Raw genomic sequence first — 26,889 nt, 5'->3', positions numbered from 1 at the left:
GCTACTCTACCCTACCTCGGAAGCATAATTATTTACTACATACCCGAATCTTAATAATGGCAAAAAAGAAAACTACCAAAGAAAAATCTATTGAAGAAAGCCTGTGGGATGCTGCGAATAAATTACGTGGCTCCATCGAACCTTCAGAATACAAACATGTGGTGCTCGGGCTTATCTTCCTGAAATTTGCCAGTGATAAATTTGAAGTGCGCCGTGAGGAACTTGTTGCCGAAGGCAAAGAAAAGTACCTTGAAATGAAAGACTTCTACAATATGAAGAACGTCTTTTTCTTAGCAGAGACTTCTCGATGGAACTATCTTATTAAAAATGCGAAGCAAGACGATATTGCGCTAAAGATTGATACCGCGTTAAACCAGATCGAAAAGAACAACCCATCTCTAAAGGGTGCATTGCCGGACAATTATTTTTCCCGCTTAGGACTGGACAAAAGTAAATTATCGTCTCTTTTGGACACCATTAATAAAATAGATACTCAAAAAGACAAATCCCAGGATATCGTGGGGCGTGTATATGAATACTTTTTGTCCAAATTCGCTTTGGCGGAAGGAAAAGGAAAGGGAGAATTCTATACACCAAAGAGTATTGTAAATCTTATTGCCGAAATGATAGAACCCTATAAAGGAATAATTTATGACCCGGCTTGTGGTTCAGGTGGAATGTTCGTGCAGTCTATCAAGTTTATTGAAAGCCACCACGGGAGCAAACGGGAAATTTCAATTTACGGACAGGAGTACACCAATACTACTTACAAACTGGCAAAAATGAACCTTGCCATTCGGGGGATATCTGCTAATCTGGGTGAAAAAGCGGCCGATACCTTTAGCAATGATCAGCATAAGGATTTGAAAGCCGATTATATTATGGCCAACCCGCCCTTTAATCAAAAGGACTGGCGTGGGCCGCAGGAGTTAATAGATGATCCCCGATGGCAGGGTTATGAAGTGCCTCCTAAAAGCAATGCCAATTACGGATGGATATTAAACATGGTTTCCAAACTATCAGATGATGGGGTTGCCGGTTTTATTTTGGCTAACGGAGCTCTTTCCGGGGGTGGCGAAGAATATAAAATTAGGAGAAAATTGGTGGAAAACAACCTGGTGGAAGCTATAATAATTTTACCTAGGAATATGTTTTACACTACTGATATAAGCGTAACCGTTTGGATCCTCAATAAAAACAAAACAGCACATACTCGTTCTATCGGCGATAAAGAACGCCATTATAGGAATCGAGAAGAGGAAGTGTTATTTATGGATTTAAGACGTTGGGGAAGTGAGTATGAAAAAAAATTTATTGAACTAACTTCTAATGATATAGAAAAAGTAGCCGAGAACTATCACCATTGGCAAGAGCCAGATTGGGAAACCACTTACAAGAATATTCCTGAATACTGCCAATCAGTGCATTTTGATACTATAGCCAAAAACGACTTTTCTTTAGTTCCTAGTAAATACATTGAATTTATAGATGGCGATAGCGGTATTGACTTTGATACCGAGATGAAACGTATTCAAGGAAATTTTAAAGAATTATTGAAAGAAGAAAAACAAAGCCAGGAACAACTCATAAACGCTTTCAAAACTTTAGGATATGAGTTATAAATCGATTGGAAAATATATACAATTGGTAGATAACCGAAACAAAGATTTAGCTGTTACCAATCTATTGGGTATTAACATTACCAACAATTTTATGCCATCTGTTGCGAACCAATCAGGTTTAGATTTATCTAAATATAAGTTGGTTCAAAAAGGTCAGTTTGCAACTAACATTATGCACGTTGGTAGAGATGAAAGACTTCCTATAGCATTATATACTAATGATGATCCCGCATTAGTTTCTCCAGCTTATAAAGTATTTGAAGTGATTGATGAGAATGAATTACTTCCAGAATTTTTGATGATAGAATTTCAAAGACCAGAATTTCATCGATTAGCTTGGAATTATTGCGATAGTAGCGTTAGAGGTGGTTTGGAGTGGAACCGCCTTTGCGAAATAGAAATGCCCATACCGCATATAAATGAGCAACGCAAATATGTAAACCTCTATAAAGGATTGCTTAATAATCAAAAGACTTACGAAAATAGCTTAGATGATTTACAGCTGATTTGTGATACCTACATTGAAGATTTAATCAAAACCAAAGAACCTAAAACATTAGGTGCTTACATTCAACAATCTGATGAACGAAATACTGATTTAGAAATTGATTTTTTACAAGGTGTATCGACTTCTAAAATTCTAATTAATACTAAAGCGAACACAACAGGTGTGAATTTCAGGAATTACAAAATTGTTAAAAATGGACAATTTGTATATGTAGCCGATACTTCTCGAAGAGGAGATAAAATTGCTTTAGCAATGAATAATGCTGAAGACTGTATTGTATCTGCAATTTACACAGTTTTTGAAGTGATAGATAAAAGAGTATTGCTTCCTGAGTATCTGTTTTTATTTTTTAAGCGAAGTGAGTTTGACCGTTATGCACGCTTTAACTCTTGGGGAAGTGCAAGAGAAACTTTTGATTGGGGTGAAATGTGTAGAGTGCAATTACCTATTCCAGATATAAAAATTCAAGAAGCCATTGTTACCATTTATCATACTTTAGAAACTCGCAAGCGTATTAATGAGCAATTAAAAGCCAGTATTAAGCCCCTTTGTCCTGTGCTAATGAAGGGGGTTGTGCATGGGGTGGAAACAGAACTTATTGAAGCATGACAGAAGAATTAGAACGAATAAAAAAATTAAGTGAATTTCAACTTGTTGAATATTTTCAAGATGGTGTAATTGCTCGGGCTACAGGAAGTGATTTTGATAATCAATTATATACAACAGTAAGAACCAAGCTCATTAGGAATAAAGCATTAGAAAATTTGCTACCTGAATGGATTAAAACAAAAAGAACAATAGACCAGTTTTGGACTTTCATCAAGGGAAGGTTTAGTACTTATCAAGAACGCAGAGATTTTTTATGGGATGAATTCTCCCCAATATTAAATTATTTAGAAAAGAAATCTACCTCACCTTTAGAAGAAAGCATTGTGTTTGATGAAGCACATATTCATATTCAATGGCAAAAAGCTCTTAAACGAATGCAAACAGAACCTGAAGGTGCGATAACTTCAGCTCGAACATTAATTGAAAGTATTTTAAAATATATTTTAGACGAGCAAGGTATAGAATATAACGATGGCGCTGAATTACCCGACTTGTATAAAGAAGTTGCAAAATCTTTGAATTTAGCACCAGAAAAACATCAGGAGCAAATTTTTAAGCAAATACTTGGTAGTGCAAGTGGTGTTGTTAGTGGTTTAGGAGCGTTGAGAAATAAACTAGGAGATGCTCACGGGAAAAGTAAAAAAAGTGTTAAACCATCAGAAAGACATAGTGAATTAGCAGTCAATTTAGCAGGGTCAATGACAATTTTCTTGTTCAAAACATTTAAAGAAACCAAAGTTTTTAAATTATCAGCATTTTGAATTTTATACTAAGACTTTTCTTAACCTTCAGCTCGGTTTCATTTTTTGTAATTATTTTTCTTATAAAGAATAAAATATTTCCAAATATATGCCGGAATATTGACCATTTTCAAGTATTAATGAGCTTGGTTTATTTGATTATTCCATTCCTATTGGCTCTAATTGCCTTGTTTCTATCTGGAAAATTATCGGTATCCAATATTAAATCCATAAAAACGATTGAAGTCTCGAATAATGATTTTTTAGCCAATTATTTAGCTTTCTTCTTCGTTGCACTGAGTGTAAATGACAGTCTTACTTTTTTTGTGGTTTTTGGAATTACTCTTGTTTTTACTTTCGTTTCCAGGGTTTCCTATTTTAATCCAGTCTTTTTAATATTCGGTTATACATTTTATTATGTAACTATTAAGGATAATGTAAAAATAATGCTAATCAGTAAACAAAAGATTAAATCGCCTAAAACAATTGATGAAATTCTAGCCCGAAGAATTAACGATTATACATTTATTGAAATTTAAGATATGAATTACCTAATAGCTAAATTAAAAACTGAGTTCAAAAGTATCCTTTCTAAGAATAATGCGATCGTAGATAATATTACTGGAAATTCAGATGAGAAAGTTATTTATGATCCGAATCATAATTTAAATGAGGACGAATGGTTCCTTTTAAATAATTTTTCGGAAAAGGACTATTTTATTGAGGAATTAAAATCATCTTTCTCCCAATCTTCATTAAATCAGATTCATAACACTCAATACAACGATATTAATTTCTTATTAATGTTCCAAGGCAATCAAATACATATTCAACGTATTACCTCTTCAAAGTTTATAAATCGCAAGACTTTTTTAGATTATTCGGGACAACCTGTTATTACCGAACAAAAACAACAGATAGAAATAAGAGAAACATCAGACGCTATTTATTTTCAAAAAGAAGATCAGCTTATTTTTAGAGATTTGGGTAAAATAAAACCAATTTTTAGAGGCATCTCAGAGCTCCATCGCGAAGCCACGGAGGAAGAAGTCTCACAATTTTTAGCTATTCCGTTTATATTGCTAAATGGATTTGATGATAAAAAAGTTGGTACTCTCAACAGAAAAAGAATTGCCGATGTAAAAGTAAAGTATGATAGCCTCTCAAAAAGAAAAAGAAGCTTATTAATAAAGTATGCAAAAGAGAATGCTGGAATAGATATATCGAATGATAAGTTAGAAATTAAAAACGATGTTGATTTAAAAAACTTACTTTATGCAATGGATCAGAGGTACTATTTTGCAGATATTTATGAAGAGAAAAGAATAGCTACTTCAACAAGAATTCAGGATTCATAATATATGTCTAATTAAATAATTTAAAATTATAATGTAATAATGCCCGAAACCAATCGCATAGAATATAAGCGTGAACTTTCCGAAGGACTGGAGAAAGAAGTTGTGGCTTTTTTGAATTACAGAGAAGGTGGCATAATTTATATAGGCATAGATAAAGAAGGTAGGACAGTTGGCGTTCAAGATGCCGATAGCGACCAGTTAAAAATAAAAGACCGGTTAAAAAACAACATTCGTCCTTCAGCCCTCGGACTGTTTGATATTGTAAGCGAAGAAAGGGATGGGAAAGAAATTTTAAAGATTATTGTAGCCAGCGGTTCTGAGAAACCATACCATCTCAAAAAATACGGGATGAGTGAAAAAGGCTGTTTTATACGCCTGGGTTCTGCTGCAGAACCGATGTCGCAGAAACAAATTGAAGAACTTTTTGCCTCTCGTACCCGGAATTCCATAGGGAAAATAAAAGCCCATCGCCAGGATCTAAACTTTGAGCAGCTTCATATTTATTACCAGGAAAAACAAAAACCCCTTAATAAACAGTTCAGGAAGAATTTAGAGCTTACAACCACCGAGGGTGATTTGAATTACGCCGCTTATTTGCTGGCCGATGAAAATAACCTTTCCGTAAAGGTCGCAAAATATAAGGGTGACACGCGAGTAGATTTAATGGAAAGTAACGAATACGGTTATTGTTCCCTTGTGAAAGCTACTAAGAGTGTACTGGATAAAATAAGCCTGGAAAACCGCACCATCACACAAATAACTCAGAAAGAACGAAAGGAACATCGTCTATGGAATGCCATTGCACTTAGGGAAGCAATTATAAATGCCTTTGTCCATAATGACTATACCCGCGAAATAGCACCAAAATTTGAGATCTTTAATGATCGCATCGAAATAACTTCCGCAGGTTCTTTACCTGATGGCTTAAGTAAAAATGAGTTTTTCGAAGGCTTTTCAATTCCCCGGAACAAGGTGCTGATGCGTATTTATAAAGATCTGGACCTGGTAGAGCAATTAGGTTCGGGAATTCCCAGAATACTGGAAGCGTACAGCAAAGAATGTTTCCGTTTTTCTGATAATTTCCTCAGGATGATATTTCCTGCCGGAGATGAAGTTTATAGGGAGACCCCGCAAGTCTCCCCCCAAGTTACCCCACAAGTCACCCCCCAAGTATGGGATCTTCTTATTGTTTTTAAGGGCGAAGAAAGTAGAATCGAATTGCAAAAATCATTAGGGCTTGTGGACAGAAAAAATTTTAGAATCAATTACTTAAACCCCGCTTTAGAAGAGGGTTTGGTAGAATTAACAATACCGGACAAACCCAAAAGCAGTAAACAGAAGTATAGGTTAACTGAGAAGGGAAGAAAAGCCAGACAGGAATGAAATTTACCGAAGCACAACTGGAAAGTGTTTTTGCCAACCAGCTGGAACAGGAAGGTTATAAGCATCAATTAGGAGGCACTATCTCACGAAAGGAAGATGAAGTGCTCATTGAAAGTGATCTTCGGGAATTTCTATTGACAAGGTACCGGAAAAACGGGATTACTAAAAATGAAATAGATTCCATTATCCTTAGACTTAAAACTCTTCCGGCATCAGACCTCTATGAAAGCAACAAGGAGTTTATGCAAATGCTTTCTGATGGTTTTTCGCTAAAGCGGGAAGACCGTTCCCAAAAAGATATTTGGATCTATTTAATTGATTATTCAGAAGACAACCAAAATACTTATAAGTTCGTTAATCAGCTGGAAATTACCGGAACCCAAAAACGTATTCCTGACGGGATTCTTTATATTAATGGAATTCCGGTAATTGTTTTCGAATTCAAAACGGCGATTCAGGAAAATACCACCATTTATGACGCTTATATTCAATTAACAGTGCGTTACCAAAGGGACATACCTGAACTTTTTAAGTACAATGCATTTTGTGTAATTAGTGATGGTGTAAATACCAAAGCAGGTTCATTTTTTGCGCCTTATGAATTCTTTTATGCCTGGCGCAGGATCGCAGGATTGGCACAAGAGGTTGACGGTATTGATAGTATGTTCACCCTTATCCAGGGAATGTTGCATCAATACAGGCTGCGGGACATCATTAAAAACTTTATTTATTTACCGGATAGCTCCAAAAAGGATGAAAAGATCGTGTGCCGCTATCCCCAGTATTATGCGGCAAGGGCTCTATTTGACAATATTCAGAAAGTCCAAAAACCTAACGGTAACGGAAAAGGAGGCACCTATTTTGGAGCAACCGGTTCCGGTAAAAGTTTTACCATGCTTTTCCTAACCCGGCTTTTAATGAAAAGTGATCATTTTGAAAGTCCTACTATTATTTTGATTACAGATCGAACCGATTTGGATGATCAGCTTGCAGGGCAATTTACCAATGCCAAAGCCTTTATTGGGGATGATGCTATCGTAAGTGCAGAAAGCCGTGCAGACTTACGCAAACGGATTAGAGGAAGGGAAAGTGGTGGCGTGTTCCTTACCACTATACATAAGTTTACAGAAGATACCGAGTTACTTACGAATAGAAGCAATGTTATTTGTATATCTGATGAGGCTCACCGGAGCCAGACCAATCTTGACCAGAAAATAAAAATCACAGAAAAAGGGGTAAAGAAAACTTTTGGCTTTGCTAAGTACCTTCACGATTCTTTGCCTAATGCTACTTTTGTAGGTTTTACCGGGACGCCAATCGATGCTACTTTAGATGTATTTGGGAAGGTAGTAGATGAATATACAATGACAGAATCTGTAATAGATGAAATTACAGTACGTATTGTATATGAAGGAAGGGCAGCGAAAGTGGCCCTTGAAAACAGAGAATTAAAGAAAATTGAGGAATATTACCGGGTAGCTGAGGAAGAAGGTGCGAATGAGTACCAGGTAGAAGAGAGTAAAAAGCAGTCGGCTAACATTAATGCCATTTTGAGTGATCCGGATCGTTTACAGGCCATAGCAGATGATTTTGTCAATCATTATGAAAAAAGGCTGGAGGAAGGTGCTACCGTAAAAGGAAAAGCAATTTTCGTTTGTAGCAATCGTGAAATAGCTTACGAGCTTTATAAGAACATCATCGAATTAAGACCGGAATGGGCAAAGATTAGAAAGGCAGAAGAAGGTGCCGATTTAACTGAAAAAGACAGGAAGCAACTCAAGCCTATTGAGAGGATAAAGATGATCATGACAAGGGGAAAAGACGATCCTAAAGAAATGTATGATCTTTTAGGAACCAAAGAGTACCGGAAAGAGCTGGACCGTCAATTTAAAAATGAGAAATCGAATTTTAAAATTGCCATTGTCGTCGATATGTGGCTTACAGGTTTTGATGTGCCGTTTCTGGATAGTATCTATATCGATAAACCCATCCAGCAGCATAACCTTATCCAGACGATTTCCCGGGTAAACCGGAAGTTCCAGGGCAAGAACAAAGGACTGGTAGTAGATTATATTGGTATTAAGAAACAAATGAACTTAGCTCTTGCCAAATATAATAAGGGTGAGCGTCAGAATTTCGAAGATATTGAAAAGTCCCTGAAGATAGTTAGGGACCACCTGGATTTACTGGCCAGGATTTTTCACAAATTTGATAGTACAGATTATTTCCAGGGAGATCCTTTAAGCCAATTGAACAACCTTAACCTGGCTGTTGAATACGTACAGCATACCAAGGAGCTGGAAACACGTTTTATGGATTTGGTGAAACGCCTGAAAGCTGCTTATGATATTTGTGCTGGAAGTGAAAAGTTAACACACGAAGAACGGGATTATACACATTTTTATTTAGCTGTAAAATCTATAGTTTTTAAACTCACCAGGGGAAATGCACCGGATACCGCCCAGATGAATGCCAAAGTAAGGGAAATGATCAGAAATGCTTTGGCAAGTGAAGGCGTGGAGGAGATCTTTAAAATGGGTGATCAAACCAATAGTCAGCAGGATATATTTGATGAGGATTATCTGGCAAAAATCGATAAGATCAAATTGCCCAATACTAAAATCAAACTTTTACAGCAATTACTGGCCAGGGCTATTGGAGAGATTAAAAAAGTGAACAAGGTAAAAGGAGTAGATTTTTCTAAAAAGATGGAAGGCCTGGTTTTCCGATACAATGAAAGAAAAGGTGATGTGTTACGCGGAGAGGTCTACGAAGAGATGGCAGAGCAGCTCACAGATCTTATTTGGCAGGTACAAAAAGAGTTTTCGGCCGGGGAAAAGTTGGGAATTGATTTTGAAGAAAAAGCCTTCTATGATATTTTAAAAGAGCTTTGTATCAAATATGATTTTCAATATCCCGAACATAAGCTCATCGAGCTCTCAAAGTCAATAAAAGATTTAGTGGACGAACAAGCGAAATTTCCAGACTGGAGCAAAAGAAATGACATTAAATCTGCCCTAAAGGTTGGACTTATTCTATTACTCGATGAACACGGTTATCCGCCGGTGGAACGGGATGAAGTTTATGAAGAAATATTTGAACAAGCGGAGAATTTTAAGAAAAATAGAGCGGTGTAAATGAGTTACTATGCTTTATAGCATTCCTTTAAATGATGACTCCTTTTAGACAATTATCCTAATAGCCTTAAAATAATAGCGCCAATTACTTGTAATTCAGCTTTCTTTAGAAAGCTTTTTTAGTCTTTTTTAAAAGTTATAAGTCAGTATCATAGGTTATGTTTTTACCTGAAATTTAATTTTACAGATGGATATTTATTCGCTATTTAAAAAATCGACTTTTTATTCTGTGTGATTTCGACATTTTATGGATCTAACGTTTCGCATTTCTTCACTGCTTTACTTTTAGGAATTTTTTAAAGCTGCATCTCTAAGGGATATATATGAGAACTTTTTACGATAGGGAAGAGGATGTATTTCATAGCTATTAGGTTTCAGGCATGCTGAGCTATTCCAGGGAAGTAATGGGCAGTAATTCAAGATTGGATCTTAATTACTAAAATTTTGAATCTTATTAACGATGGAAAATTAATGGTTACTTTATAGAGTTAATTTCCGGAATAAATATAAAATTCCGTTTTAATTGATATTAAACGGAGATTTTCTATATGGCTCTTATTTATTTATTAAAAAAAAATGAGATTCTGTACTTATTCTGTACTAGATGAAAAAACAAAAGGCTCTCGATTTCTCGAAAGCCTTGATTTTACTTGTAGCGAGACCGAGATTTGAACTCGGGACCTCCGGGTTATGAATCCGACGCTCTAACCAACTGAGCTACCTCGCCGTATATAATTCTCATTATTTAAATCTCGCTAAATGCCTTGTCATAATTGGCTTCGCAGGATTTCTTTAATGCGGGTGCAAATATAAAAACAATTTGTTTTGACGCAAACTTTATTTTCTAAAATATTTATTTTGATTTCTTTTAATGTTACCAATTAATATCTATATTGCCCGAAACTAATTAATCAAGAATGGAAGAAAAGATAAAGTACGAAATGGAGTTTCCTATTCAAGCTTCTCCTTCATTATTATTCCAATATATTTCAACGCCCTCAGGTTTAAGTGAGTGGTATGCCGATAACGTTAATTCCCGAGGGGAATTTTTTACTTTTATATGGGAAGGTAGTGAAGAGAAGGCAAAGCTCGTAAGTAAGAAAAGTGACGAGCGTATAAAATTCAAATGGATAGATGATGAAGATACTCCTTATTTTTTCGAATTACGTATACAGGTTGACGACATAACCAAAGATGTATCCCTTATGATTACAGATTTTGCTGAAGAAGACGAAGTAGATGAAGGCAAAATGCTTTGGGAAAATATGGTTTCAGATCTTAAACAGATTCTGGGATCAGCCTAGAATTCTATTATAAATAGTAACTTTGCCCCGTTTTTAAACGGGGTTTTTTTATGATCAATTTAGACGGAACAATAGTAAAGGAAAAAAATGCAAAATTATCGGTACTTAACCGGGGCTTTGCTTATGGAGATTCAGTATTCGAAACGATAAGAGTGATTAGCGGGAAAATAATGTTCTGGGAGGATCATTATTTCAGGTTAATGGCTTCTATGCGAATTATGAGAATGGAAATTCCATCAAGTTTTTCCCCTGAATTCCTGGAAAAAGAGATCAAAGAGATCATTGAGGCAAATGACCTGGCGACCTCTCCTGCCAGAATAAGATTTGCAGTGTACAGGCTTCAGGGAGGGTATTATACTCCGGCTACTAGAGATATTGGCTATGTTATTAGTGCTGAAGCCATGGAAAATTCATTTTATCTCTTCAATGATAATCCTTACGAGATAGAATTATTTAAGGACCATTATGTAAATAGTGGCTTACTTTCTACGATCAAATCTAATAACCGAGCGGTGAATGTTCTGGGAAGTATTTATGCCCGAGAGAATGACTATGATAATTGTCTTTTGTTAAATGAAAAGAAGAGTGTAGTGGAAGCTTTAAATGGGAATGTGTTCTTAGTAAAAGGAAAAACAATAAAAACTCCGCCGATTTCAGATGGAGCTCTCAATGGTATCATAAGGAAGCAACTGGTGAATATTCTAAAGAAGACTGAAGAATATAACCTCGAAGAAACTTCTATATCACCATTCGAACTTCAGAAGGCAGATGAATTATTCATTACGAACGTGGCTCAGGGTATTCAACCGGTTAGTAAATATCGTAAAAAAGACTTTGAAAATAAGGTTTCAAAAGATCTATTGAGCAAGCTTAACGTAAAGGCAAGATTGGGTTAATTATAAGTTGGGTTTTCGGGAGAATTAGACCAAAGCATATATTCGCCGCCTAATTCTAACATTTTATCTTTCCAAAAAGAATTGTAAGGTTTTTCTAGCAAATCTCTGTTGTCTTCGTTCACGGTAACAACCCAGGAATGAGAATTTAATTCTTCATCTAACTGGTTAGCATCCCAACCGGAATAACCCAGGAAAAATTTAATTTGCTTGTCGTCGATTAACTCCTTGGAGATAAGTTCCATCACGACTTCAAAGTTACCGCCCCAGTAAATTCCATGAGCTATCTCAATACTATCGGGGATTAGGTCTGGGATCTTATGAATAAAATAAAGATTATCCTGCTCTACAGGCCCTCCATTGTAGACCTTAAAATCTCCTTTAATTTCAGGAATAAGATCTTTTAGAGTGAAATCGAGAATTTTATTCAATATAAACCCAACCGATCCATTGTCTGAATGGTCAGCTAGTAGAACCACAGAGCGATTAAAAGACACATCTCCAATTATAGATGGTTCTGCAACTAAAAGATGGCCTTTGGTTGGTTTTAACGCGATCATTGTAGCAGTCTTTTTATCTAAACTAATTATTTCCTATAAATAATGCAATTCCTTGGCAAAATTTTTAAATAAAAAAGCCTTCCTTAAGGAAGGCTTTTAATAATTACTAATGCAAATTATTAGTTCACAGCTTTTTGTAAATCAGCTCCGGCTTTAAATTTCACTACATTTTTAGCAGCAATCTTAATAGTTTTTCCGGTTTGTGGGTTTCTTCCTTCACGAGCAGCTCTTTTAGATACAGACCAAGATCCGAATCCTACTAATGAAACTCTATCTCCTTTTTTAAGAGACTTCTCTACGTTCTCAAGGAAAGACTCTAATGCTTTTTTTGCTGCTGCTTTAGAAATTCCAGCGTTTTCAGCCATTGCATCGATTAAATCTGTTTTGTTCATAATTTGAATTTTAAATTAATTGTTGGTTAAACATTCTGTTAAACTGGTATACAAATTTATACGGATTTCTTGTCCACGCAAGTAATGACAGGGGAAAAGCCCGTATTTGTTAATAACTTGGTTGTTTTGTTAATAAAGATAATTGTTTTTTATTAAAATGCAACCGATTCAGTGTTAATAAGGCTTCAGCGCATTTTTGCTTCCGGAGCAAAATCGAAACCATTTAAAAGTGATTTTGCATCCATTTTTCTCTTGCCCGGAAGCTGAATTTCTTTCACAATAATATAACCGCCAATTGCGGCGACTTTTATTTTATTATCAACAATGGTAACTGTTCCGTTTGGCAAATGATGTTCACGGTTTAATTTCTCGACATCATAGATCTTTACCTGCATTTCTTCTGAAAAATTATCCAGGTAACACCAGGCTGCAGGATATGGATTCAAACCTCTAATAAGATTGTATATATTATCGAGTGAATTGTTCCAGTCTATTTTAGTATTATCCCGTGTAAGTTTAGGCGCATCCCTTAGGTCGCTAGAATCAAGTTGAGCCCTAGATTCTACTTCCCCTTTTGCAATTTTGTCAAGCGTTTTAACGACTAGCTTAGAGCCGGTTTTCATTAAACGGTCGTGCAAAGACTCTAAATTCTCATCCTTGTTGATGTTAATTTCTTGCTGAAGTATCATCGCACCAGTATCGATCTTCTCATCTAGAAAGAAGGTTGAAACTCCGGTTTTTTCCTCGCCATTAATGATGGCCCAGTTAATAGGCGCGGCACCTCTATATTGAGGTAGGAGGGAAGCGTGAAGGTTAAAAGTGCCATATTCCGGAAAATTCCATACGGATTTCGGCAACATTCTAAAAGCTACTACTACCTGTACATTGGGATTGAGGGATTCAAGTTCCTTCTGGAAATCTTCAGATTTGAGATTCGTTGGCTGTAGAACTTTTAGATCTTTAGATTTTGAATAGGTTTTTACCGCGCTCTCTCTTAATTTCCTGCCTCTTCCGGCAGGCCTGTCTGGGGCTGTAATTACACCAACTACATTATATCCGGCATTTATGATGGCTTCCAGGCTTGCGACTGCAAATTCAGGAGTTCCCATAAATACTACTCTAAGGTCTTTCATTTATTTATAATTTTATACTTATTATTCGCACTGCGGTCCAGAATTCCTTTTTCGCAAAGCAGACTTAATATTTTTAAAATGGCAGTTTCAGTATAATCCAGGTGTGAAATTATTTCTCTTGAATCCATAGGACCTTTCCGCAATAGTCTTAGGATACTTAAATAGATTTCATTCATATCATCCCTGCTTAATTCCTTTTTCTCCTTTTTACATACGGAGCATTTTCCACAGGCGGGAGGATCTTTCTCTCCAAAATATTTCAGGAGTTGTACCTGTTTGCAAATAGAATCGTTCTGTACAAAATCCAGAACAGCCTCAATTTTATCTCTTTTTGTCTTATTATATTCTTTAATAAAAGAAGCGACCGGGTTTATAGTGGAGTCATCTTCCCGTGGCACCAGGAAAGTAATGCTGGCATCATGTTTAGATAAATTGAATTCTATGATCTCTTTTTTAGCTAATTCCTCTAATATACTGATACATTCTTTTTCAGGCATATTCGCCTTGTCGCAAACTGAATTAAGATTAAACGGGATCAGGTTTTCGAAAACTCCACCGTAATTTCTCAGAACCGTCCTAAGGAGATGTGCGTACCTTGGATTTTCTTCCAGGTAATTGTCCAGATGATGACCAGATAATAATACCTGGATCTCTGTTTTCTTTTGGTAATTCTGAGAAAGTCTCAAAATACTGCACCTGTCTAGAAGCTGTAAAGCATTGAATGCTTTGTGAGAATTGAACTGGTAATGATGACAAAAACTGGAGAAATTAAAATCATGTTCTGTGTTTTCACCTTCTCCATAAGCGATCCTGAAATAAGCATTCAGTTTACGATATAGGAGTTTTACGTCTTCGACAGAAGCAAGATTGTTGAGGAATTGATTCTTCAAAACCGGGATATCACCGGAATTTGTAAGTATAATTGCCTTTGCTGGTTTACCATCCCTTCCGGCCCTTCCAGCCTCCTGAAAATAGCTTTCCATACTTTCAGGGAGGTCAATATGAATTACCGTTCTTACATCGGGCTTGTCTATTCCCATGCCGAATGCCGTTGTGGCTACCATGACACTTACTTTATTGGCAAGCCACTGCTCAAATTTTTTCGACTTATCCTCTTTCTTTAATCCGCCGTGGTAGGCCGCAGCGGTAATCCCGTGTTTGTTTAAAAACTGACTTATCTCCTGTGTGGCGTTCCGGCTTCTTACATATATTATTGCTGAATCCTCATTGAGGATCTGGGTCAACCTAAAATATTTGTCCTCAGTTTTTATGACTTCATACTGAAGGTTCGATCTTTCAAATGATTTTTGATGAATTACCGGGTCTTCCAGTTTCAATTGTTCACAAATATCTTTTACTACTGTTTTGGTGGCAGTCGCGGTAAAAGCAGCAAAAACAGTTTCCGGAAGCAGTTCTCTAAGTTCAGCAATATTTCTATAGGCGGGTCTGAAATCATGGCCCCATTGTGAAATACAATGGGCCTCATCTATAGCAATAAGGCTGATGTTCATTTGTTTTAATCGTTCTCTTACGAGTTCCTGCTGTAATCTTTCAGGGGATAAATAAAGAAATTTATAATTTCCGAAAATACAATTGTCAAGGTTCCTATCCAGGTCAGCATAGGAGATCCCACCAGTAATTGCCATTGCTTTGATGTTCTTTTGTTGTAAGCCATTTACCTGATCTTCCATTAATGAGATCAATGGTGAGACAACAATACATATACCGTCTTTTATTAAGGCCGGCACCTGAAAGCAAATGGATTTTCCTCCTCCGGTAGGGAAAAGGGTTAAGCTGTCCTTTCCCGCGAGAATAGATTGGATGACCTCGAGCTGTTGCGGCCTGAATTCCCGGAAGCCCCAGTATTTTTCTAATATTTTTAAAGCCTCCTCCTGCAAATTACTTTAGATCTTATCTAATATAAAGGTTGTACGCTCTTCCACACTGAGTTTTGGAACTTCAATTGGATCGTATCCATACCTCCTATAAGTAGAATAAAGATAAGACGAAATTTTTAAGGCTTCCTCATAACTCTCATATCGTTCGTTATCACTGGTGTAGATTTCCTTCCAGGGAGGCAGGATAAAAATGATATCGTAACGATTGATCTCGCAGGTTCTATGGAAAAAATCCGGGTAATTCGTGTCGAAATAATCCATGTAGGCAACTACATCTGGTAGACCCCGGTCTATAAATATATGATCAGATTGGTGCTCTTTTGCCTCATTGAACTGATTAAGCCTGCCTTCAAGAAGCTTTTCACTGAATAACAATGGTTTTTTTAGGAAAAGCTGGTCTATACCTTCCTTCTGAGCCTCAAGGGTTACCTGCCTGGAGATTTCATGCAGACATTTTTCTCCTTTTTCTTCCAGTTTATGAATGATGGAAGATTTACCTGTTCCCGGACCACCGGTAATTACAATTTTTCTATTTTTCACGGCGCAAATTTCGACATTTGAATTTGATTATAAAAATGCTATCATTACTTGTATCTTTGCAATTAAACGAAGGAGAAAAATTATGAGTGAATCCAAGAATCCGGAAGAATTTTACGCCAAATTGAAAAAGCAACTTCAGGATACGGCTATGTGGCCTTCTGAATATCTTTATAAATTTATTGTCCCAACCAAAGGAGATCAAATTTCACAGGTGCAGGGCATTTTTAACAATATGGGAGCTGTGATTGAAACGAAGCAATCTAAAAAGGGAAAGTATACCAGTGTTTCCATCAACGTTAGAATGAAAAATCCAGATCATGTGATTGAAAAATATAAAGAAGTTGCCATAAAAGTGGAAGGCGTAATATCTCTTTAACCACGCTATAAAAGAATCCTTTTTATTGTGGTTCTTTGGTAATATTTAGTATTTTGCAGGCAGGAGTATAACTTCAGTAATTACCTAATTAAACTTCAATTTTGACAAACGCATTAGAATATAACTCTGAAAGGAGTAAATTGATAATTCCCGAATACGGCAGACATCTTCAAAAAATGGTGGAGCATGCTGTGAGCATTGAAGACGACGATGAAAGAAATAAGGTCGCGAATTCAATTATAGCAGTAATGGGAAACATGAATCCTCACTTGAGGGATGTACCAGATTTTCAGCATAAACTTTGGGATCAGTTATTTATTATAAGTGATTTTAAACTTAACGTTGACTCACCTTTTCCAAAGCCAACAAGGGAAATGCTGGCAGAAAGGCCAGACATGCTGCAATATCCTGAGAATAATCCCAAGTATCGTTTCTACGGAAACAATATTAAAAGGATGATAGATGCGGCAAAAGATTACGAAGAAGGCGAATTCAAAGAAGCTTTGGTTCTTACCATAGCCAATCATATGAAAAAATCTTACCTGAACTGGAATAGAGATTCAGTTGATGATGATGTGATCTTCGAACATCTTAAGGATCTTAGCAATGGGAAGATCAATCCTAAAAATCTTCTTGATGAAGATCTAAGTCAAGCTTCAGAACTTATAAGAGGCAGTGGAGGAAAGAAAAAATATACCAAGAACACAAAAAAAGGCGGCCGTAGTAAAGGTGGTCGCAAACGCTACTAAATTCAACAACTTTTAATGGGAACTTTTCAAATTGAAGGTGGTCATCGTTTGAGCGGGGAAATTCAACCCCAGGGAGCAAAAAACGAGGCACTGCAGATTCTGTGTGCTGTATTGTTAACCGATGAAAAAGTAACAATACATAATATTCCAGATATACTTGATGTAAATAAACTTATCAATCTTTTGCGCAATTTAGGTGTAAAAATTGAAAAGATCGGTAAAGGAAGCTATACTTTCCAGAGTGATGATCTAAATATGGATTATCTCAACAGTGAGCAATTTAAAATTGATGGCGGTGGATTAAGAGGATCTATCATGATCGTTGGTCCTATGCTGGGAAGATTTGGAAAAGGTTTCATTCCGAAACCGGGAGGGGATAAAATTGGAAGACGAAGGCTTGATACCCATTTTGAAGGTTTTATGAAATTGGGAGCCGATTTCAGATATAATAAAGAGGAAAGATTTTATGGTGTGGAAGCTCCAAAAGGCCTGAAAGGTGATTTCATGCTTTTGGAAGAAGCTTCAGTTACAGGTACTGCTAATATTGTGATGGCAGCAGTCCTTGCAAAGGGAACTACTACAATTTATAATGCGGCATGTGAGCCTTACCTGCAGCAACTTTGTAAGATGTTGAACTCAATGGGTGCTAATATTAGCGGAGTTGGGTCTAATTTACTTACTATAGAAGGTGTTGAAAAACTGGGAGGTTGTGAGCATACTGTTCTACCAGATATGATTGAAATAGGATCATGGATAGGTCTGGCAGCGATGACAAAAAGTGATATCACCATTAAAAATGTAAACTGGGAGATGCTGGGCATTATTCCAACTACTTTCAGGAAACTTGGAATTACTGTTGAGAAGAAAGGGGACGATATTCATATTCCTGCACATGAAAATGGATATGAAGTGCAAAGTTTTATTGATGGTTCTATCATGAATATTAGTGATGCTCCATGGCCTGGATTTACACCAGATCTTTTAAGTATCATTTTGGTGACTGCAACTCAGGCAAGAGGAAGTGTACTTATTCATCAGAAAATGTTTGAGAGTAGATTGTTCTTCGTGGATAAATTGATCGATATGGGAGCAAAGATCATCCTTTGCGATCCTCATCGCGCTACGGTAATTGGGCATGATTTTACCTCTCAACTGAAAGCTACTACGATGACCTCTCCAGATATTAGAGCTGGAATTTCTTTATTAATTGCGGCACTGTCAGCAAAAGGAACTTCTACCATTCATAATATTGAGCAGATAGATCGAGGTTATGAACATATAGTTGAAAGACTTCAGGGAATAGGTGCCAAGATCACCAGGCTGGAATAATCTTTTAAACTTAAGGAATAAAAAAAAGCTGTTCGATTGAACAGCTTTTTTTATGCATTTATTTCTTTAGACTTAAACCTCCTCGGTCTTAGCTTTTTCTTTACGTTCCTGATAATGGAAAAGATTCTTTTCCTTGATCATTTTCGTAGTTTTTTCAGGCAGCATATCTTCCCATCCATCTTTTCCTTCGCTAATCATTTTAAGTACTTCACGAGAGTAGATATCCATGATATCTGGATTGTAATTGGTGATGTCTTCTACACGTCCATTATATTTGAAGAATTTGTAAAGTTCCTTCATACGAGGATGTACTTTTACATTTTCACTGGTAGTGATCTCACCGGTTTCAGGATCTTTCAATGGATATAGATAAACCTTAAGATCTTTAAAGAACAGTTTACCAAAAGCTTCAAGAATTCCACCGCTTAGGTGACGATAGTATTTCTCATCGAATACATCTACCAGGTTTTGAACACCCATAGTCAGACCCATTCTTTGCTTGGAATAACGAGAGAAGTATTCAACAACCCTGTAATACTCCTGGAAATTTGAGATCATTACGGTTTGTCCAAGAGAACATAACAGTTCTGCACGGTCCATGAAATCTCTTTCATCGATCTCTCCTTCCGCCCTAAGGTTGGAAAGGGTGATCTCAAAAATGATCTCAGTATTTTCTCTATTTACCTTACTTTCATTAAAGAACATTTCTTTAGACCGCTCATACATATCCATATTAACTTTCGTTACTGGTCTAAAGCTACCTCTTAAAGCGAGAATATTCTTTTTATAAAGGATCTTAGCGGGAAGAACATTATTTCCATCTGGCCCAAACATTACCGCCTCGGTCATTCCATTCTTTACCAGCTGGAGACTCATTAATCTGTTATCTACCTTTTCGAATTTTGGACCGGAGAAGTTAATTGTATCGATCTCGATTTGATCCTTATCTATATGATCGTATAGATATCTAAGAAGTTTCTTAGGATTATCATATTTATAATAAGCACCGTAAATAAGGTTTACACCAAGGATCCCAAGTGTGTTTTGTTGGTGTCTCGCATCATTTTCATGAAATCGAACATGTAGTAGAATCTCATTGTAATCTTCACCTGGTTCAACCTGGTATCTGATTCCAACCCAACCATGACCTTTATATTTTTTAGCAAAATCTATAGTTGCTACAGTATTGGCATAGGTGAAAAATAATTTATTGGGATGTTTTTCTCTTGAAATTCTTTCTTCGATGAGCCTTGTTTCGTGAGAAAGCATTTTCTTTAAACGAGCTTCAGTAACGTAACGACGGTCATTCTCAACTCCATATATCGCATCACTAAAGTCCTTGTCATAGGCACTCATCGCTTTTGCAATGGTACCTGAAGCGCCTCCAGCCCGAAAAAAGTTACGAACGGTTTCCTGGCCAGCACCAATCTCTGAAAACGTCCCATAGATGTTTTCATTCAAATTGATGCGAAGGGCTTTACTATTTATTGACGGAACATTCTCAAATTCCTTATCGCCCATTATAGTAATTGGCATAGTTTTTCTTTTTAGTAAACAATTTCTTTGTGTACTTCAAAAGTACTAAAAGCGGTAGGCATACGAAAAAATATATTTACTTTTGTGTCAAAAATAACACCTTTTGGAAGTAACATTTTTAGGAACAGGTACATCTCAGGGAATACCAATCATTGGAAGCGATCATCCGGTCTGCCTTAGTGATAATCCAAAAGACAAGCGTTTGAGGGTTTCCATACTTGTAAACTGGAATAACTTGAATATTTTAATTGATTGCGGACCAGATTTCAGGCAGCAAATGCTTGCCAATAATGTTAGAAAACTGGATGCTATTTTTTATACCCATGAACATAATGATCATACGGCCGGTCTGGACGATATAAGGCCTTTCTTTTTCAGGCAGGGCGATATTCCGGTTTATGGACACGAAAGGGTTTTAAATGCCTTGCAAAAGCGCTTTGATTATATCTTTACTACTAAAGATAAATATCCTGGAGCTCCTGGTGTTAAGGAAAATATCATCGAGAATAGACCGTTCAATTTTCACGGTTTAACTGTTACTCCCATAGAATTCATGCATAACCGTTTACAGGTTTTCGGTTTCAGGATGGAAGATTTTGCATATTTGACTGATATCAAATCTATAGAAGACCAGGAGCTAGAGAAGCTTCAGGACCTTGAGGTCCTTGTGGTTAGCGCTCTTAGAATTCAACCACACCATTCTCATTTCAATCTCAAAGAAGCTTTGGAATTCGTAGAAAGGGTTAAACCACAAACCACCTATTTTACCCATATTAGCCATATGCTGGGTTTCCATGATGAAGTAGAGAAGGAATTACCAGAGAATGTTCATCTGGCTTATGATAATTTAAAAATTACCGTTTAGAATGCGCAATAAGATCTTAATGTACCTTTTTATATTTTCAGTGTTATTCACGCTTTTTATATACGTGAATGATAAGAGGATACTGGATTCAAAGCAGGAAAAAATTGAACGCCTCGAAGATCTTCTGGCTGATATGGAAGAAGTTCCAGATGCGGATACTTTTTCTGAAATATCTGAAGTTGAAGATTATTTTAACCTACAGAATAATGAGGATGCCATTACTTATTTTGAAAATAAAGGAATAGATACACAGGACCTTATTTTGAAAATAGAGGATGCCATTATCAGTAAAAATTCTGCTGAAGAAGATAATCCTTTAGTTCCACAAGCCGGGATGGAAGGAAATATGCGGATTAATAAGATCAAGGTTTTGAACCATAAGTGGATCATCGCAGATTTTACAGACGGCACATACTGGGGAGAGGTTTTTCTGAGTTATGAAGTCGCTGAAGACGGAGAGATCAAATTCTATCCGGAAAAATCTTTTCTTTACCCTTTATACTAGATCCTGGTCTTTAGCCATTCTTTTAATTCAAAGAAGTTCTGGGGAGCCACACCGTGACCCACGGGAAATTCTGAATACGAATTTTTAATTCCCAGGTTATCCAGGAAAGGTTTTGTTTTTCTGGCCCAATCCACTGGAATTACCTGGTCAACGCTACCATGAGAGCAGTAAAAGTCAAGTCCGGAAAAGTCGTTCTTCTCATAGCCTTCTTTCAGGATTCCCTGGTTAACGTAACCGCTAAGTGCAACGACATTCTTAATTTTTTCAGGGTATGAGAGTGCCACCGCATAGCTTAAGATACTTCCCTGACTAAAACCCAGAAGATTTACATTTTTAGCATCTACCGGGTAATTCTTGATCACTTCATCTATAAAATCCCTGATGGTCTCTCTGGAGGTAATCGCCTGCACATCATCGCTGAATTTCCCGTCATTGTTATCCCAGTGAATTTCATACCATGCATTTCCATATGGCTGCATGGAATAGGGTGCTTTGGCCGAGATAATAAAAAGATCATCGGGCAATTCTCCTGCGAAAGAAATTAGATCATTTTCATCGCTTCCATAGCCGTGAAGCATTATTAAAACCGGGGATTTATCCGATTTTATTTTTGGTTCTTTAATAATATGTTGAAGTGAAAAATCTTTTGTCATTATGAAATTGTACTAAACCATTTTTGAAATAAAGGTCCCAATATCGGAACCTCGCGTTCTTCTCCTTTTATCGCCATTACCAGACCATAGCCCCATAAAACGATAAAGAATAAATAAAATGCTCCTACTATAAAACCCTGATCAAATAAACCCATTAAAGCCCCGATCAGGTAAAAAGTGATATTTATACCAAAAGCCTGTCTTAAATGAAAACTCGCAAATCGATCTTTAGGTTCCAGATTCATGAAATATGCGATGATCGTACCAATGATGGTAATATAGGCAACAATAGCTGTTGTTTTCGCCTGTCCTGTAGTTTCCATGATTTTAAAATTATATACTAATAAATCCTTTTTGAGTGACTACTCCAAAAGCTTTTCCTATTAACTTCTTATTTAGGAACAAACTGTTTTTGGATGAGGATAATATATCTTTCTCACTAAAATCGAAAGAATCACCAGGGATAAACAAACTAAGGTCTACCGGTGCTTCTTTTTCTATTTCAGACTCTTCGATCCCAAACCGTTCTTTACCTGCGGTTAGATATTTTATTGCTTCCTCTTTTTCGAAAATAGTGGAAAGTGCTCCAAAAGCAGACTCTAAGCCAATAGTCCCGTAAAGCGCGTTATCAAATTCAACTTTCTTATGCTCAACATCTATTGGGTTATGGTCGCTGGTTACCATATCTATAGTTCCGTCCTTTAAACCTTTAATAAGGGCCTTACAGTCTTTTTTCGTCCTGAGAGGAGGAAGTACCTTTATGTTGGCATCAAATGATTTTAATTCCTCGTCAGTAAATAGAAGATTATGAATGGCCACACTGCAGCTAACATCCAGTCCTTTTTTCTTAGCGTCTCTTATCAGTTTAACCGATTTCTCAGTTGAAATGGTTGGAATGTGCAATTTTCCTCCGGTGTATTCCAGTAAATAAAGGTCTCTGGTAATCTGCAGTTCTTCAGCCAGATTTGGAATTCCTTTTAGACCCAGCGAAGTGCTGTTTTCATGTTCATTCACCATGCCGTTGCCAGCTATCCTGTTCTCCTGAGGATAACTCTGAATCAAAGCGTTAAAATTCTGAGCATATTGTAAAGCGATCTTTAGCAAATTTGGATTACGTAAGGGTAATTTATAGTCTCCGAAACTTACTGCGCCCGCTTCCTGCATATCAAGCAATTCAGCGAGATCAACTCCCTGGCTTTTAATTGTAAGAGCACCAACCGGGTAAAGGTACACGGGATGATGAGATGCTTTCGCCTTCACCGCCGAGATACTTCCGCTATGATCCAGCACCGGATTGGTATAAGGATTCAATGCTACAGAAGAAAATCCTGATTTGCCGGCAGTTTCTAATCCATTTGCAATGGTTTCTCTGTCTTCAAAACCCGGTTCTCCAAAACTTACACTACTATCAAACCATCCTTTAGAAACGTGCAGATTTGGTATTTTAATTTCCTTATCTGCTTTTTCATTCAGGTTTTTACCAATCTTCTTAATGATACCGTGATCTATGAAAATATCTGTTTTTTTATTGTGGAATGGAGATTTTTCATCCAGAATAATAACCGATTTTAAAAGTAGCTTCATTTAAGGAATTTTATAAGTAGCATTTCGATCGCTAGAAATATTAAGGCAAAAATAACAAACCATTTCCAAAGAGAAGTGATCTGGGTGGCAGCATTTGTTTCAGAAAAATATTCTTCAGTAGAATTATAAATATTGATTCCCTCTAGTTCTGTTAGGTTGGTATAATTTAGATCACTTTCTGTTCTGGGAAAGTTAAAACTGATACTTCCTACCATCGAATTATTATTTGAAACACTGTAATTCCCGGCTTCCAGGTCTATATTTCCTGTGCTTATCTCTACGCGGTTATTATAATTCTGCTGTTGGGGAATTATATCTGTCTCCCCGTTAACGATATGAAGAACCAGGTCTTTTTCCAGTTCTACCGGAATATCTATTTGCTGTTCTTCATCAGTAAGATAATACAACTGGTTTTTTTTAAGCGAGGTAAGTCCTATTTGATAAAAAACCGGAACGATAAGAGGAGAATTCCTGAAATTAGAATTCACCTGATTAAGAGCAGCACTAAAAAGATAAACCGAATCTTCTCCAGCCAGAAATGCCCTGCCATCCTGATAGCTAAGAATAGCATTGCTCGCTGACAAATTGTGCGAGGTTAACACTTTTGGATATTCAAAATTATCTATTCGGTCCTCGAAGACATTTTCGAGCAACGGGTGGTCAAAGGAAATGTCTGTGATCAGTCTTTCAGAATTTACATTATCTGAAAATGCTGAAAATCCAAAGCTATTTAATAATTGTCCATAACCTTGAGCCTCTTCAGAAGGAATAATAATAACAGAGGCTCCATTCTCTTTAACCGTAGAGAGATTGTTGATCAAAGAGGAGGGAAGCTGTTCAATTTCATTTAAAATAATGAGGTTTGCCGAGTTCAATCGGTTAAAATCGATTTGATTTGGTCTGAAATTAAAGGTTTCGAATTCCGGTTCTGTATAAATACGATTTAAAAAATCTGTTTCCTCAGCAGAAATTATTACAACTTGAATTTTAGGATTTTCGTTGATATTGAAATAAAGCTGGTTATCGTAAGAAAGTCCCAAATCTTCAATTTCTATGCGACCTCTGGCGATGCTATTATTTTGAAGTCTGAACGTTACCTCTGTTGATCTATCTTCTACAAACTGAACTGTATTTCTTCCTAATAAAGTTTCTTGATCATAAATAGATATGGTAACCGGTTCTTCAGATAATTTATTTGAACTGGTAATGATTTTAAGCGTGGTACTTTCCGGAGAGGTTTCTTCTACGAAAACAGTGTCCAGACTGGCATTATTTATTTCAGGCGTTAATTGTTGAATGAAATGATAATCAAATTCTGTTTTATTTATATCAGTTGGCAGGTTCATCGATCTTTGAAAATCTGAAATGATTACCAGGTCATTATCCTCATTATCCTGATCCCTGAAGTAATTTTCAGCCTTCAGGTTAATTTCTCTAAAACTTAATTGTTTTTCGGTAAGCTCAATATTTTGAAGTTCGGCTTTAAGTTCGGTTGTATTTCGATCAAAATATTCCCTCGTATTAGTGAAAAAGCCGATATTTTTTTCTCCTTCTAAATTCTCCAGTAATGAATTTAGTGCTTTTTGAAAACTTGAAGATTGATCATTACCAGCCTGCATGCTAAATGAATTGTCCAGATATATGAGGGTCTGAGGTTCGTTAAGGGCTTTGTCACTCGCAGGAATAAATGGTTGTGCGAATGCCAGGATCAAACAGGTGAGTAGCAGTAATCTTGAAGCAAGGATCAGAAATTTCTTGAGCCGGGAACTTTTTCGGGTTTCCTGAATTACTTTTTTCAGGAACTTTACATTGGTAAAATCTTCCTTTTGGAATTTTCTTAAACGGAACAAATGGACGATCAGCGGAATAATAAGTAGAATAAGGGCATACAGTAATTCCGGCTGTTGAAAATGCATATTAAGGAATAAGGTTTCTCAAATATAGAAAATGATAGTCGATTAAGCGCTAAAACCTTTTAATACGGAATTTAAAATTGCTGCCTTTGCCTAATTCAGATTCCAGTGAAATAGATCCACCCATAGATTCTATAAGTTTTCTCACTGTGGCGAGGCCAATACCGCTACCTAAACTTCCTTCGCGATCTACGGAATCTAAAGTGGTAAAAAGTTCAAAGATTTCGCTGTGTTTTTCCGGTGGGATTCCTTTGCCATTGTCTCTTACTTCAAAAAAGTAAAATTCTTCATTCTTGTCAAAGGTTATCTCAACTTTTCGTAGATCCTTATCATTGTATTTCAGTGCATTGCTAATAAGGTTCATGAAAACCTGGGTTAGGGCAGCCTTATTGACATTATGTAGCATAATGTCATCTGGGTAGGTGATTTTGATATCATCTGAAACCTGGTAAAGATCGACAATTCCCTTCAGCATTTTTCGAAGATCAACATTGGTATAATCCTTTTCCATAACATGATCACTACGGTAAAAGCTCAAGATCCCGTCAATATAATTTCGTAGAGAGTAAGAGGATTCTACCAGGAATTTCAGGTATTGTTCGGTGTCCTCATCAAATTTACCCTGATTTTCATCCTTTAGTAATTCAGTAAGAGAAATGATATTGGCTAACGGCGATTTAAGATCATGGGAAACAAGGCTCGCAAATTTTTCAAGTTCATGATATTTTTCTTTCAATTTATTCTGAACCTGATAAAGCTTTAATCTCTGCTTTCGGAATTCAAATAAATTCATTGCCTGTTTGGCCAGGGCTTTTAAGGCTTTTAACTGATCACTGGTAAGTTCTTTTTCTTTCGTATCAAATACACAAAAAACCGCTATGGCATGTCCCTGGGGATTATGAAGTGGAATCCCGGCATAAAATGAAAATTCCCGATCATAAATACCCTTAGCTGCTTCAAACAACTCGGGTTGTTTACTCCTGTTTAGAATATAAATGGGTGTGTCACTATGAATGGCATGGTCACAGAAAGAGTTGTTTCGATCTATTTCTTCGATTTCGGCGCCATATACCGATTTATTCCAGATTCGGGTTTTATCTACGATACTAATTTTGGCAACTGGAGAATTGGATATAGTAGCCGCTAAAAACGTAAGATTGTCATAATCTTCGTCTGGCCCCGAATTTAGTATATTATATTCCTTCAATGCAGTTTGCCGTAGCTTTTCATTGAAAGGAACTAGCTTATGTTGCATTTCCCCAAATAAAATATTGATTTAAAGTTATTTAAAAAAAAATAACT

The 26,889-nt window shown here is 36.5% G+C and carries 24 protein-coding genes and 1 tRNA gene; 13 read left to right on the top strand and 12 right to left on the bottom strand.

Annotation, left to right across the window (positions count from 1 at the left end; genetic code table 11):
• The first annotated feature begins 56 nt into the window (after positions 1-56).
• The 6 genes from G3I01_RS14265 to G3I01_RS14240 all read left to right on the top strand — a co-directional run bounded on the left by G3I01_RS14265 (position 57) and on the right by G3I01_RS14240 (position 9,357).
• Positions 57-1,622 (top strand): class I SAM-dependent DNA methyltransferase, encoded by a 1,566-nt coding sequence (locus tag G3I01_RS14265; protein ID WP_219548921.1) that lies wholly within the window; start codon positions 57-59, stop codon positions 1,620-1,622.
• Positions 1,612-2,739 (top strand): restriction endonuclease subunit S, encoded by a 1,128-nt coding sequence (locus tag G3I01_RS14260; protein ID WP_219548920.1) that lies wholly within the window; start codon positions 1,612-1,614, stop codon positions 2,737-2,739. The genes G3I01_RS14265 and G3I01_RS14260 overlap by 11 nt, the downstream gene beginning before the upstream one ends.
• Entirely contained in the window at positions 2,736-3,500 is a 765-nt protein-coding gene (locus tag G3I01_RS14255) for an abortive infection family protein (protein WP_219548918.1), read from the top strand. The genes G3I01_RS14260 and G3I01_RS14255 overlap by 4 nt, the downstream gene beginning before the upstream one ends.
• 521 nt (positions 3,501-4,021) lie before the next feature.
• On the top strand, positions 4,022-4,837 hold the full coding sequence (locus G3I01_RS14250) for a hypothetical protein (RefSeq protein WP_219548917.1): 816 nt from the start codon (positions 4,022-4,024) through the stop codon (positions 4,835-4,837).
• Positions 4,838-4,876: 39 nt separating this feature from the next.
• Positions 4,877-6,220, top strand: a complete 1,344-nt coding sequence (locus G3I01_RS14245) for a Fic family protein (RefSeq protein WP_219548916.1) — start codon at positions 4,877-4,879, stop codon at positions 6,218-6,220.
• A complete protein-coding gene (locus tag G3I01_RS14240) occupies positions 6,217-9,357 on the top strand; it encodes a type I restriction endonuclease subunit R (RefSeq protein ID WP_219548915.1) in 3,141 nt (1,046 codons plus the stop codon). Before G3I01_RS14245 ends, G3I01_RS14240 begins: the two co-directional genes overlap by 4 nt.
• Positions 9,358-10,010: 653 nt before the next feature.
• On the opposite strand, the gene G3I01_RS14235 is transcribed toward G3I01_RS14240, so the two are convergent.
• Positions 10,011-10,084: transfer RNA gene (locus G3I01_RS14235), tRNA-Met, on the bottom strand.
• Between the two features lie 190 nt (positions 10,085-10,274).
• On the opposite strand from G3I01_RS14235, the gene G3I01_RS14230 reads away from it, so the two are divergent.
• Entirely contained in the window at positions 10,275-10,661 is a 387-nt protein-coding gene (locus G3I01_RS14230) for an START-like domain-containing protein (RefSeq protein ID WP_108171698.1), read from the top strand.
• A gap of 50 nt (positions 10,662-10,711) precedes the next feature.
• Positions 10,712-11,557 (top strand): aminotransferase class IV, encoded by an 846-nt coding sequence (locus G3I01_RS14225; protein WP_219548913.1) that lies wholly within the window; start codon positions 10,712-10,714, stop codon positions 11,555-11,557.
• On the opposite strand, the gene G3I01_RS14220 is transcribed toward G3I01_RS14225, so the two are convergent.
• The 5 genes from G3I01_RS14220 to G3I01_RS14200 all read right to left on the bottom strand — a co-directional run bounded on the left by G3I01_RS14220 (position 11,554) and on the right by G3I01_RS14200 (position 16,077).
• Positions 11,554-12,114: a YqgE/AlgH family protein gene (locus tag G3I01_RS14220; protein WP_219548912.1), complete on the bottom strand. Its 561-nt coding sequence runs from the start codon at positions 12,112-12,114 to the stop codon at positions 11,554-11,556. The genes G3I01_RS14225 and G3I01_RS14220 overlap by 4 nt on opposite strands.
• Before the next feature lie 119 nt (positions 12,115-12,233).
• Entirely contained in the window at positions 12,234-12,506 is a 273-nt protein-coding gene (locus G3I01_RS14215) for an HU family DNA-binding protein (protein ID WP_006990442.1), read from the bottom strand.
• A gap of 185 nt (positions 12,507-12,691) precedes the next feature.
• Complete coding sequence (gene fmt, locus G3I01_RS14210; protein ID WP_219548911.1) at positions 12,692-13,639, bottom strand: methionyl-tRNA formyltransferase; 948 nt, start codon at positions 13,637-13,639, stop codon at positions 12,692-12,694.
• Positions 13,636-15,537: a RecQ family ATP-dependent DNA helicase gene (locus G3I01_RS14205; RefSeq protein ID WP_219548910.1), complete on the bottom strand. Its 1,902-nt coding sequence runs from the start codon at positions 15,535-15,537 to the stop codon at positions 13,636-13,638. The genes fmt and G3I01_RS14205 overlap by 4 nt, the downstream gene beginning before the upstream one ends.
• Positions 15,538-15,543: 6 nt before the next feature.
• Entirely contained in the window at positions 15,544-16,077 is a 534-nt protein-coding gene (locus G3I01_RS14200) for an ATP-binding protein (RefSeq protein WP_219548908.1), read from the bottom strand.
• An 82-nt stretch (positions 16,078-16,159) separates the two neighbouring features.
• Between G3I01_RS14200 and G3I01_RS14195 the strand changes: the two genes are divergently transcribed.
• The 3 genes from G3I01_RS14195 to murA all read left to right on the top strand — a co-directional run bounded on the left by G3I01_RS14195 (position 16,160) and on the right by murA (position 18,531).
• Entirely contained in the window at positions 16,160-16,453 is a 294-nt protein-coding gene (locus tag G3I01_RS14195; RefSeq protein WP_108171692.1) for a DUF493 family protein, read from the top strand.
• A 101-nt stretch (positions 16,454-16,554) separates the two neighbouring features.
• Positions 16,555-17,202 carry a DUF4290 domain-containing protein gene (locus G3I01_RS14190; protein WP_219548907.1) on the top strand — a complete coding sequence of 216 codons (648 nt, stop codon included), beginning with the start codon at positions 16,555-16,557 and terminating at the stop codon, positions 17,200-17,202.
• A 15-nt stretch (positions 17,203-17,217) separates the two neighbouring features.
• Positions 17,218-18,531, top strand: a complete 1,314-nt coding sequence (murA, locus tag G3I01_RS14185) for a UDP-N-acetylglucosamine 1-carboxyvinyltransferase (protein ID WP_219548906.1) — start codon at positions 17,218-17,220, stop codon at positions 18,529-18,531.
• 72 nt (positions 18,532-18,603) lie between these two features.
• Here the strand turns inward: murA and G3I01_RS14180 are convergent, their stop codons facing one another.
• Positions 18,604-20,067, bottom strand: a complete 1,464-nt coding sequence (locus G3I01_RS14180; RefSeq protein WP_219548905.1) for a TonB-dependent receptor — start codon at positions 20,065-20,067, stop codon at positions 18,604-18,606.
• A 103-nt stretch (positions 20,068-20,170) separates the two neighbouring features.
• Here G3I01_RS14180 and G3I01_RS14175 point away from each other — a divergent pair, with 103 nt between their 5' ends.
• Together G3I01_RS14175 and G3I01_RS14170 are read left to right on the top strand one after the other, a co-directional pair.
• Positions 20,171-20,932, top strand: a complete 762-nt coding sequence (locus G3I01_RS14175) for an MBL fold metallo-hydrolase (protein WP_219548904.1) — start codon at positions 20,171-20,173, stop codon at positions 20,930-20,932.
• Between the two features lies 1 nt (position 20,933).
• Positions 20,934-21,437 (top strand): hypothetical protein, encoded by a 504-nt coding sequence (locus G3I01_RS14170; protein ID WP_219548902.1) that lies wholly within the window; start codon positions 20,934-20,936, stop codon positions 21,435-21,437.
• Here the strand turns inward: G3I01_RS14170 and G3I01_RS14165 are convergent.
• The 5 genes from G3I01_RS14165 to G3I01_RS14145 are packed head-to-tail and all read right to left on the bottom strand — an operon-like array spanning position 21,434 to position 26,842.
• The gene (locus G3I01_RS14165; protein WP_219548901.1) at positions 21,434-22,090 is read right to left on the bottom strand and encodes an alpha/beta fold hydrolase; all 657 of its coding nucleotides are present in this window, start codon (positions 22,088-22,090) and stop codon (positions 21,434-21,436) included. The two genes, G3I01_RS14170 and G3I01_RS14165, sit on opposite strands and share 4 nt — an antisense overlap.
• A complete protein-coding gene (locus tag G3I01_RS14160; RefSeq protein WP_219548900.1) occupies positions 22,090-22,413 on the bottom strand; it encodes a hypothetical protein in 324 nt (107 codons plus the stop codon). Before G3I01_RS14160 ends, G3I01_RS14165 begins: the two co-directional genes overlap by 1 nt.
• Before the next feature lie 10 nt (positions 22,414-22,423).
• On the bottom strand, positions 22,424-23,674 hold the full coding sequence (locus G3I01_RS14155) for a dihydroorotase (RefSeq protein ID WP_219548899.1): 1,251 nt from the start codon (positions 23,672-23,674) through the stop codon (positions 22,424-22,426).
• Positions 23,671-25,590, bottom strand: coding sequence for a BatA domain-containing protein (locus G3I01_RS14150; RefSeq protein WP_219548898.1), 1,920 nt, complete (start codon positions 25,588-25,590; stop codon positions 23,671-23,673). The genes G3I01_RS14155 and G3I01_RS14150 overlap by 4 nt, the downstream gene beginning before the upstream one ends.
• 49 nt (positions 25,591-25,639) lie before the next feature.
• Positions 25,640-26,842 carry a GAF domain-containing sensor histidine kinase gene (locus G3I01_RS14145; protein WP_219548896.1) on the bottom strand — a complete coding sequence of 401 codons (1,203 nt, stop codon included), beginning with the start codon at positions 26,840-26,842 and terminating at the stop codon, positions 25,640-25,642.
• Positions 26,843-26,889: the final 47 nt, after the last annotated feature.

The organism is Gramella sp. MT6, assembly GCF_019357415.1.
Lineage (GTDB): Bacteria > Bacteroidota > Bacteroidia > Flavobacteriales > Flavobacteriaceae > Christiangramia.
Note: the sequence above shows the minus strand (reverse complement) of the source record. Positions and strands in the feature narration are given on the sequence as shown.

Excerpts from the sequence above, each read along its gene's own strand:
- G3I01_RS14265 (WP_219548921.1), top strand. The coding sequence starts at position 57 with ATGGCAAAAAAGAAAACTACCAAAGAAAAATCTATTGAAGAAAGCCTG.
- G3I01_RS14260 (WP_219548920.1), top strand. The coding sequence starts at position 1,612 with ATGAGTTATAAATCGATTGGAAAATATATACAATTGGTAGATAACCGA.
- G3I01_RS14255 (WP_219548918.1), top strand. The coding sequence starts at position 2,736 with ATGACAGAAGAATTAGAACGAATAAAAAAATTAAGTGAATTTCAACTT.
- G3I01_RS14250 (WP_219548917.1), top strand. The coding sequence starts at position 4,022 with ATGAATTACCTAATAGCTAAATTAAAAACTGAGTTCAAAAGTATCCTT.
- G3I01_RS14245 (WP_219548916.1), top strand. The coding sequence starts at position 4,877 with ATGCCCGAAACCAATCGCATAGAATATAAGCGTGAACTTTCCGAAGGA.
- G3I01_RS14240 (WP_219548915.1), top strand. The coding sequence starts at position 6,217 with ATGAAATTTACCGAAGCACAACTGGAAAGTGTTTTTGCCAACCAGCTG.
- G3I01_RS14230 (WP_108171698.1), top strand. The coding sequence starts at position 10,275 with ATGGAAGAAAAGATAAAGTACGAAATGGAGTTTCCTATTCAAGCTTCT.
- G3I01_RS14225 (WP_219548913.1), top strand. The coding sequence starts at position 10,712 with ATGATCAATTTAGACGGAACAATAGTAAAGGAAAAAAATGCAAAATTA.
- G3I01_RS14220 (WP_219548912.1), bottom strand. The coding sequence starts at position 12,114 with ATGATCGCGTTAAAACCAACCAAAGGCCATCTTTTAGTTGCAGAACCA.
- G3I01_RS14215 (WP_006990442.1), bottom strand. The coding sequence starts at position 12,506 with ATGAACAAAACAGATTTAATCGATGCAATGGCTGAAAACGCTGGAATT.
- fmt (WP_219548911.1), bottom strand. The coding sequence starts at position 13,639 with ATGAAAGACCTTAGAGTAGTATTTATGGGAACTCCTGAATTTGCAGTC.
- G3I01_RS14195 (WP_108171692.1), top strand. The coding sequence starts at position 16,160 with ATGAGTGAATCCAAGAATCCGGAAGAATTTTACGCCAAATTGAAAAAG.
- murA (WP_219548906.1), top strand. The coding sequence starts at position 17,218 with ATGGGAACTTTTCAAATTGAAGGTGGTCATCGTTTGAGCGGGGAAATT.
- G3I01_RS14180 (WP_219548905.1), bottom strand. The coding sequence starts at position 20,067 with ATGCCAATTACTATAATGGGCGATAAGGAATTTGAGAATGTTCCGTCA.
- G3I01_RS14170 (WP_219548902.1), top strand. The coding sequence starts at position 20,934 with ATGCGCAATAAGATCTTAATGTACCTTTTTATATTTTCAGTGTTATTC.
- G3I01_RS14165 (WP_219548901.1), bottom strand. The coding sequence starts at position 22,090 with ATGACAAAAGATTTTTCACTTCAACATATTATTAAAGAACCAAAAATA.
- G3I01_RS14160 (WP_219548900.1), bottom strand. The coding sequence starts at position 22,413 with ATGGAAACTACAGGACAGGCGAAAACAACAGCTATTGTTGCCTATATT.
- G3I01_RS14155 (WP_219548899.1), bottom strand. The coding sequence starts at position 23,674 with ATGAAGCTACTTTTAAAATCGGTTATTATTCTGGATGAAAAATCTCCA.
- G3I01_RS14150 (WP_219548898.1), bottom strand. The coding sequence starts at position 25,590 with ATGCATTTTCAACAGCCGGAATTACTGTATGCCCTTATTCTACTTATT.
- G3I01_RS14145 (WP_219548896.1), bottom strand. The coding sequence starts at position 26,842 with ATGCAACATAAGCTAGTTCCTTTCAATGAAAAGCTACGGCAAACTGCA.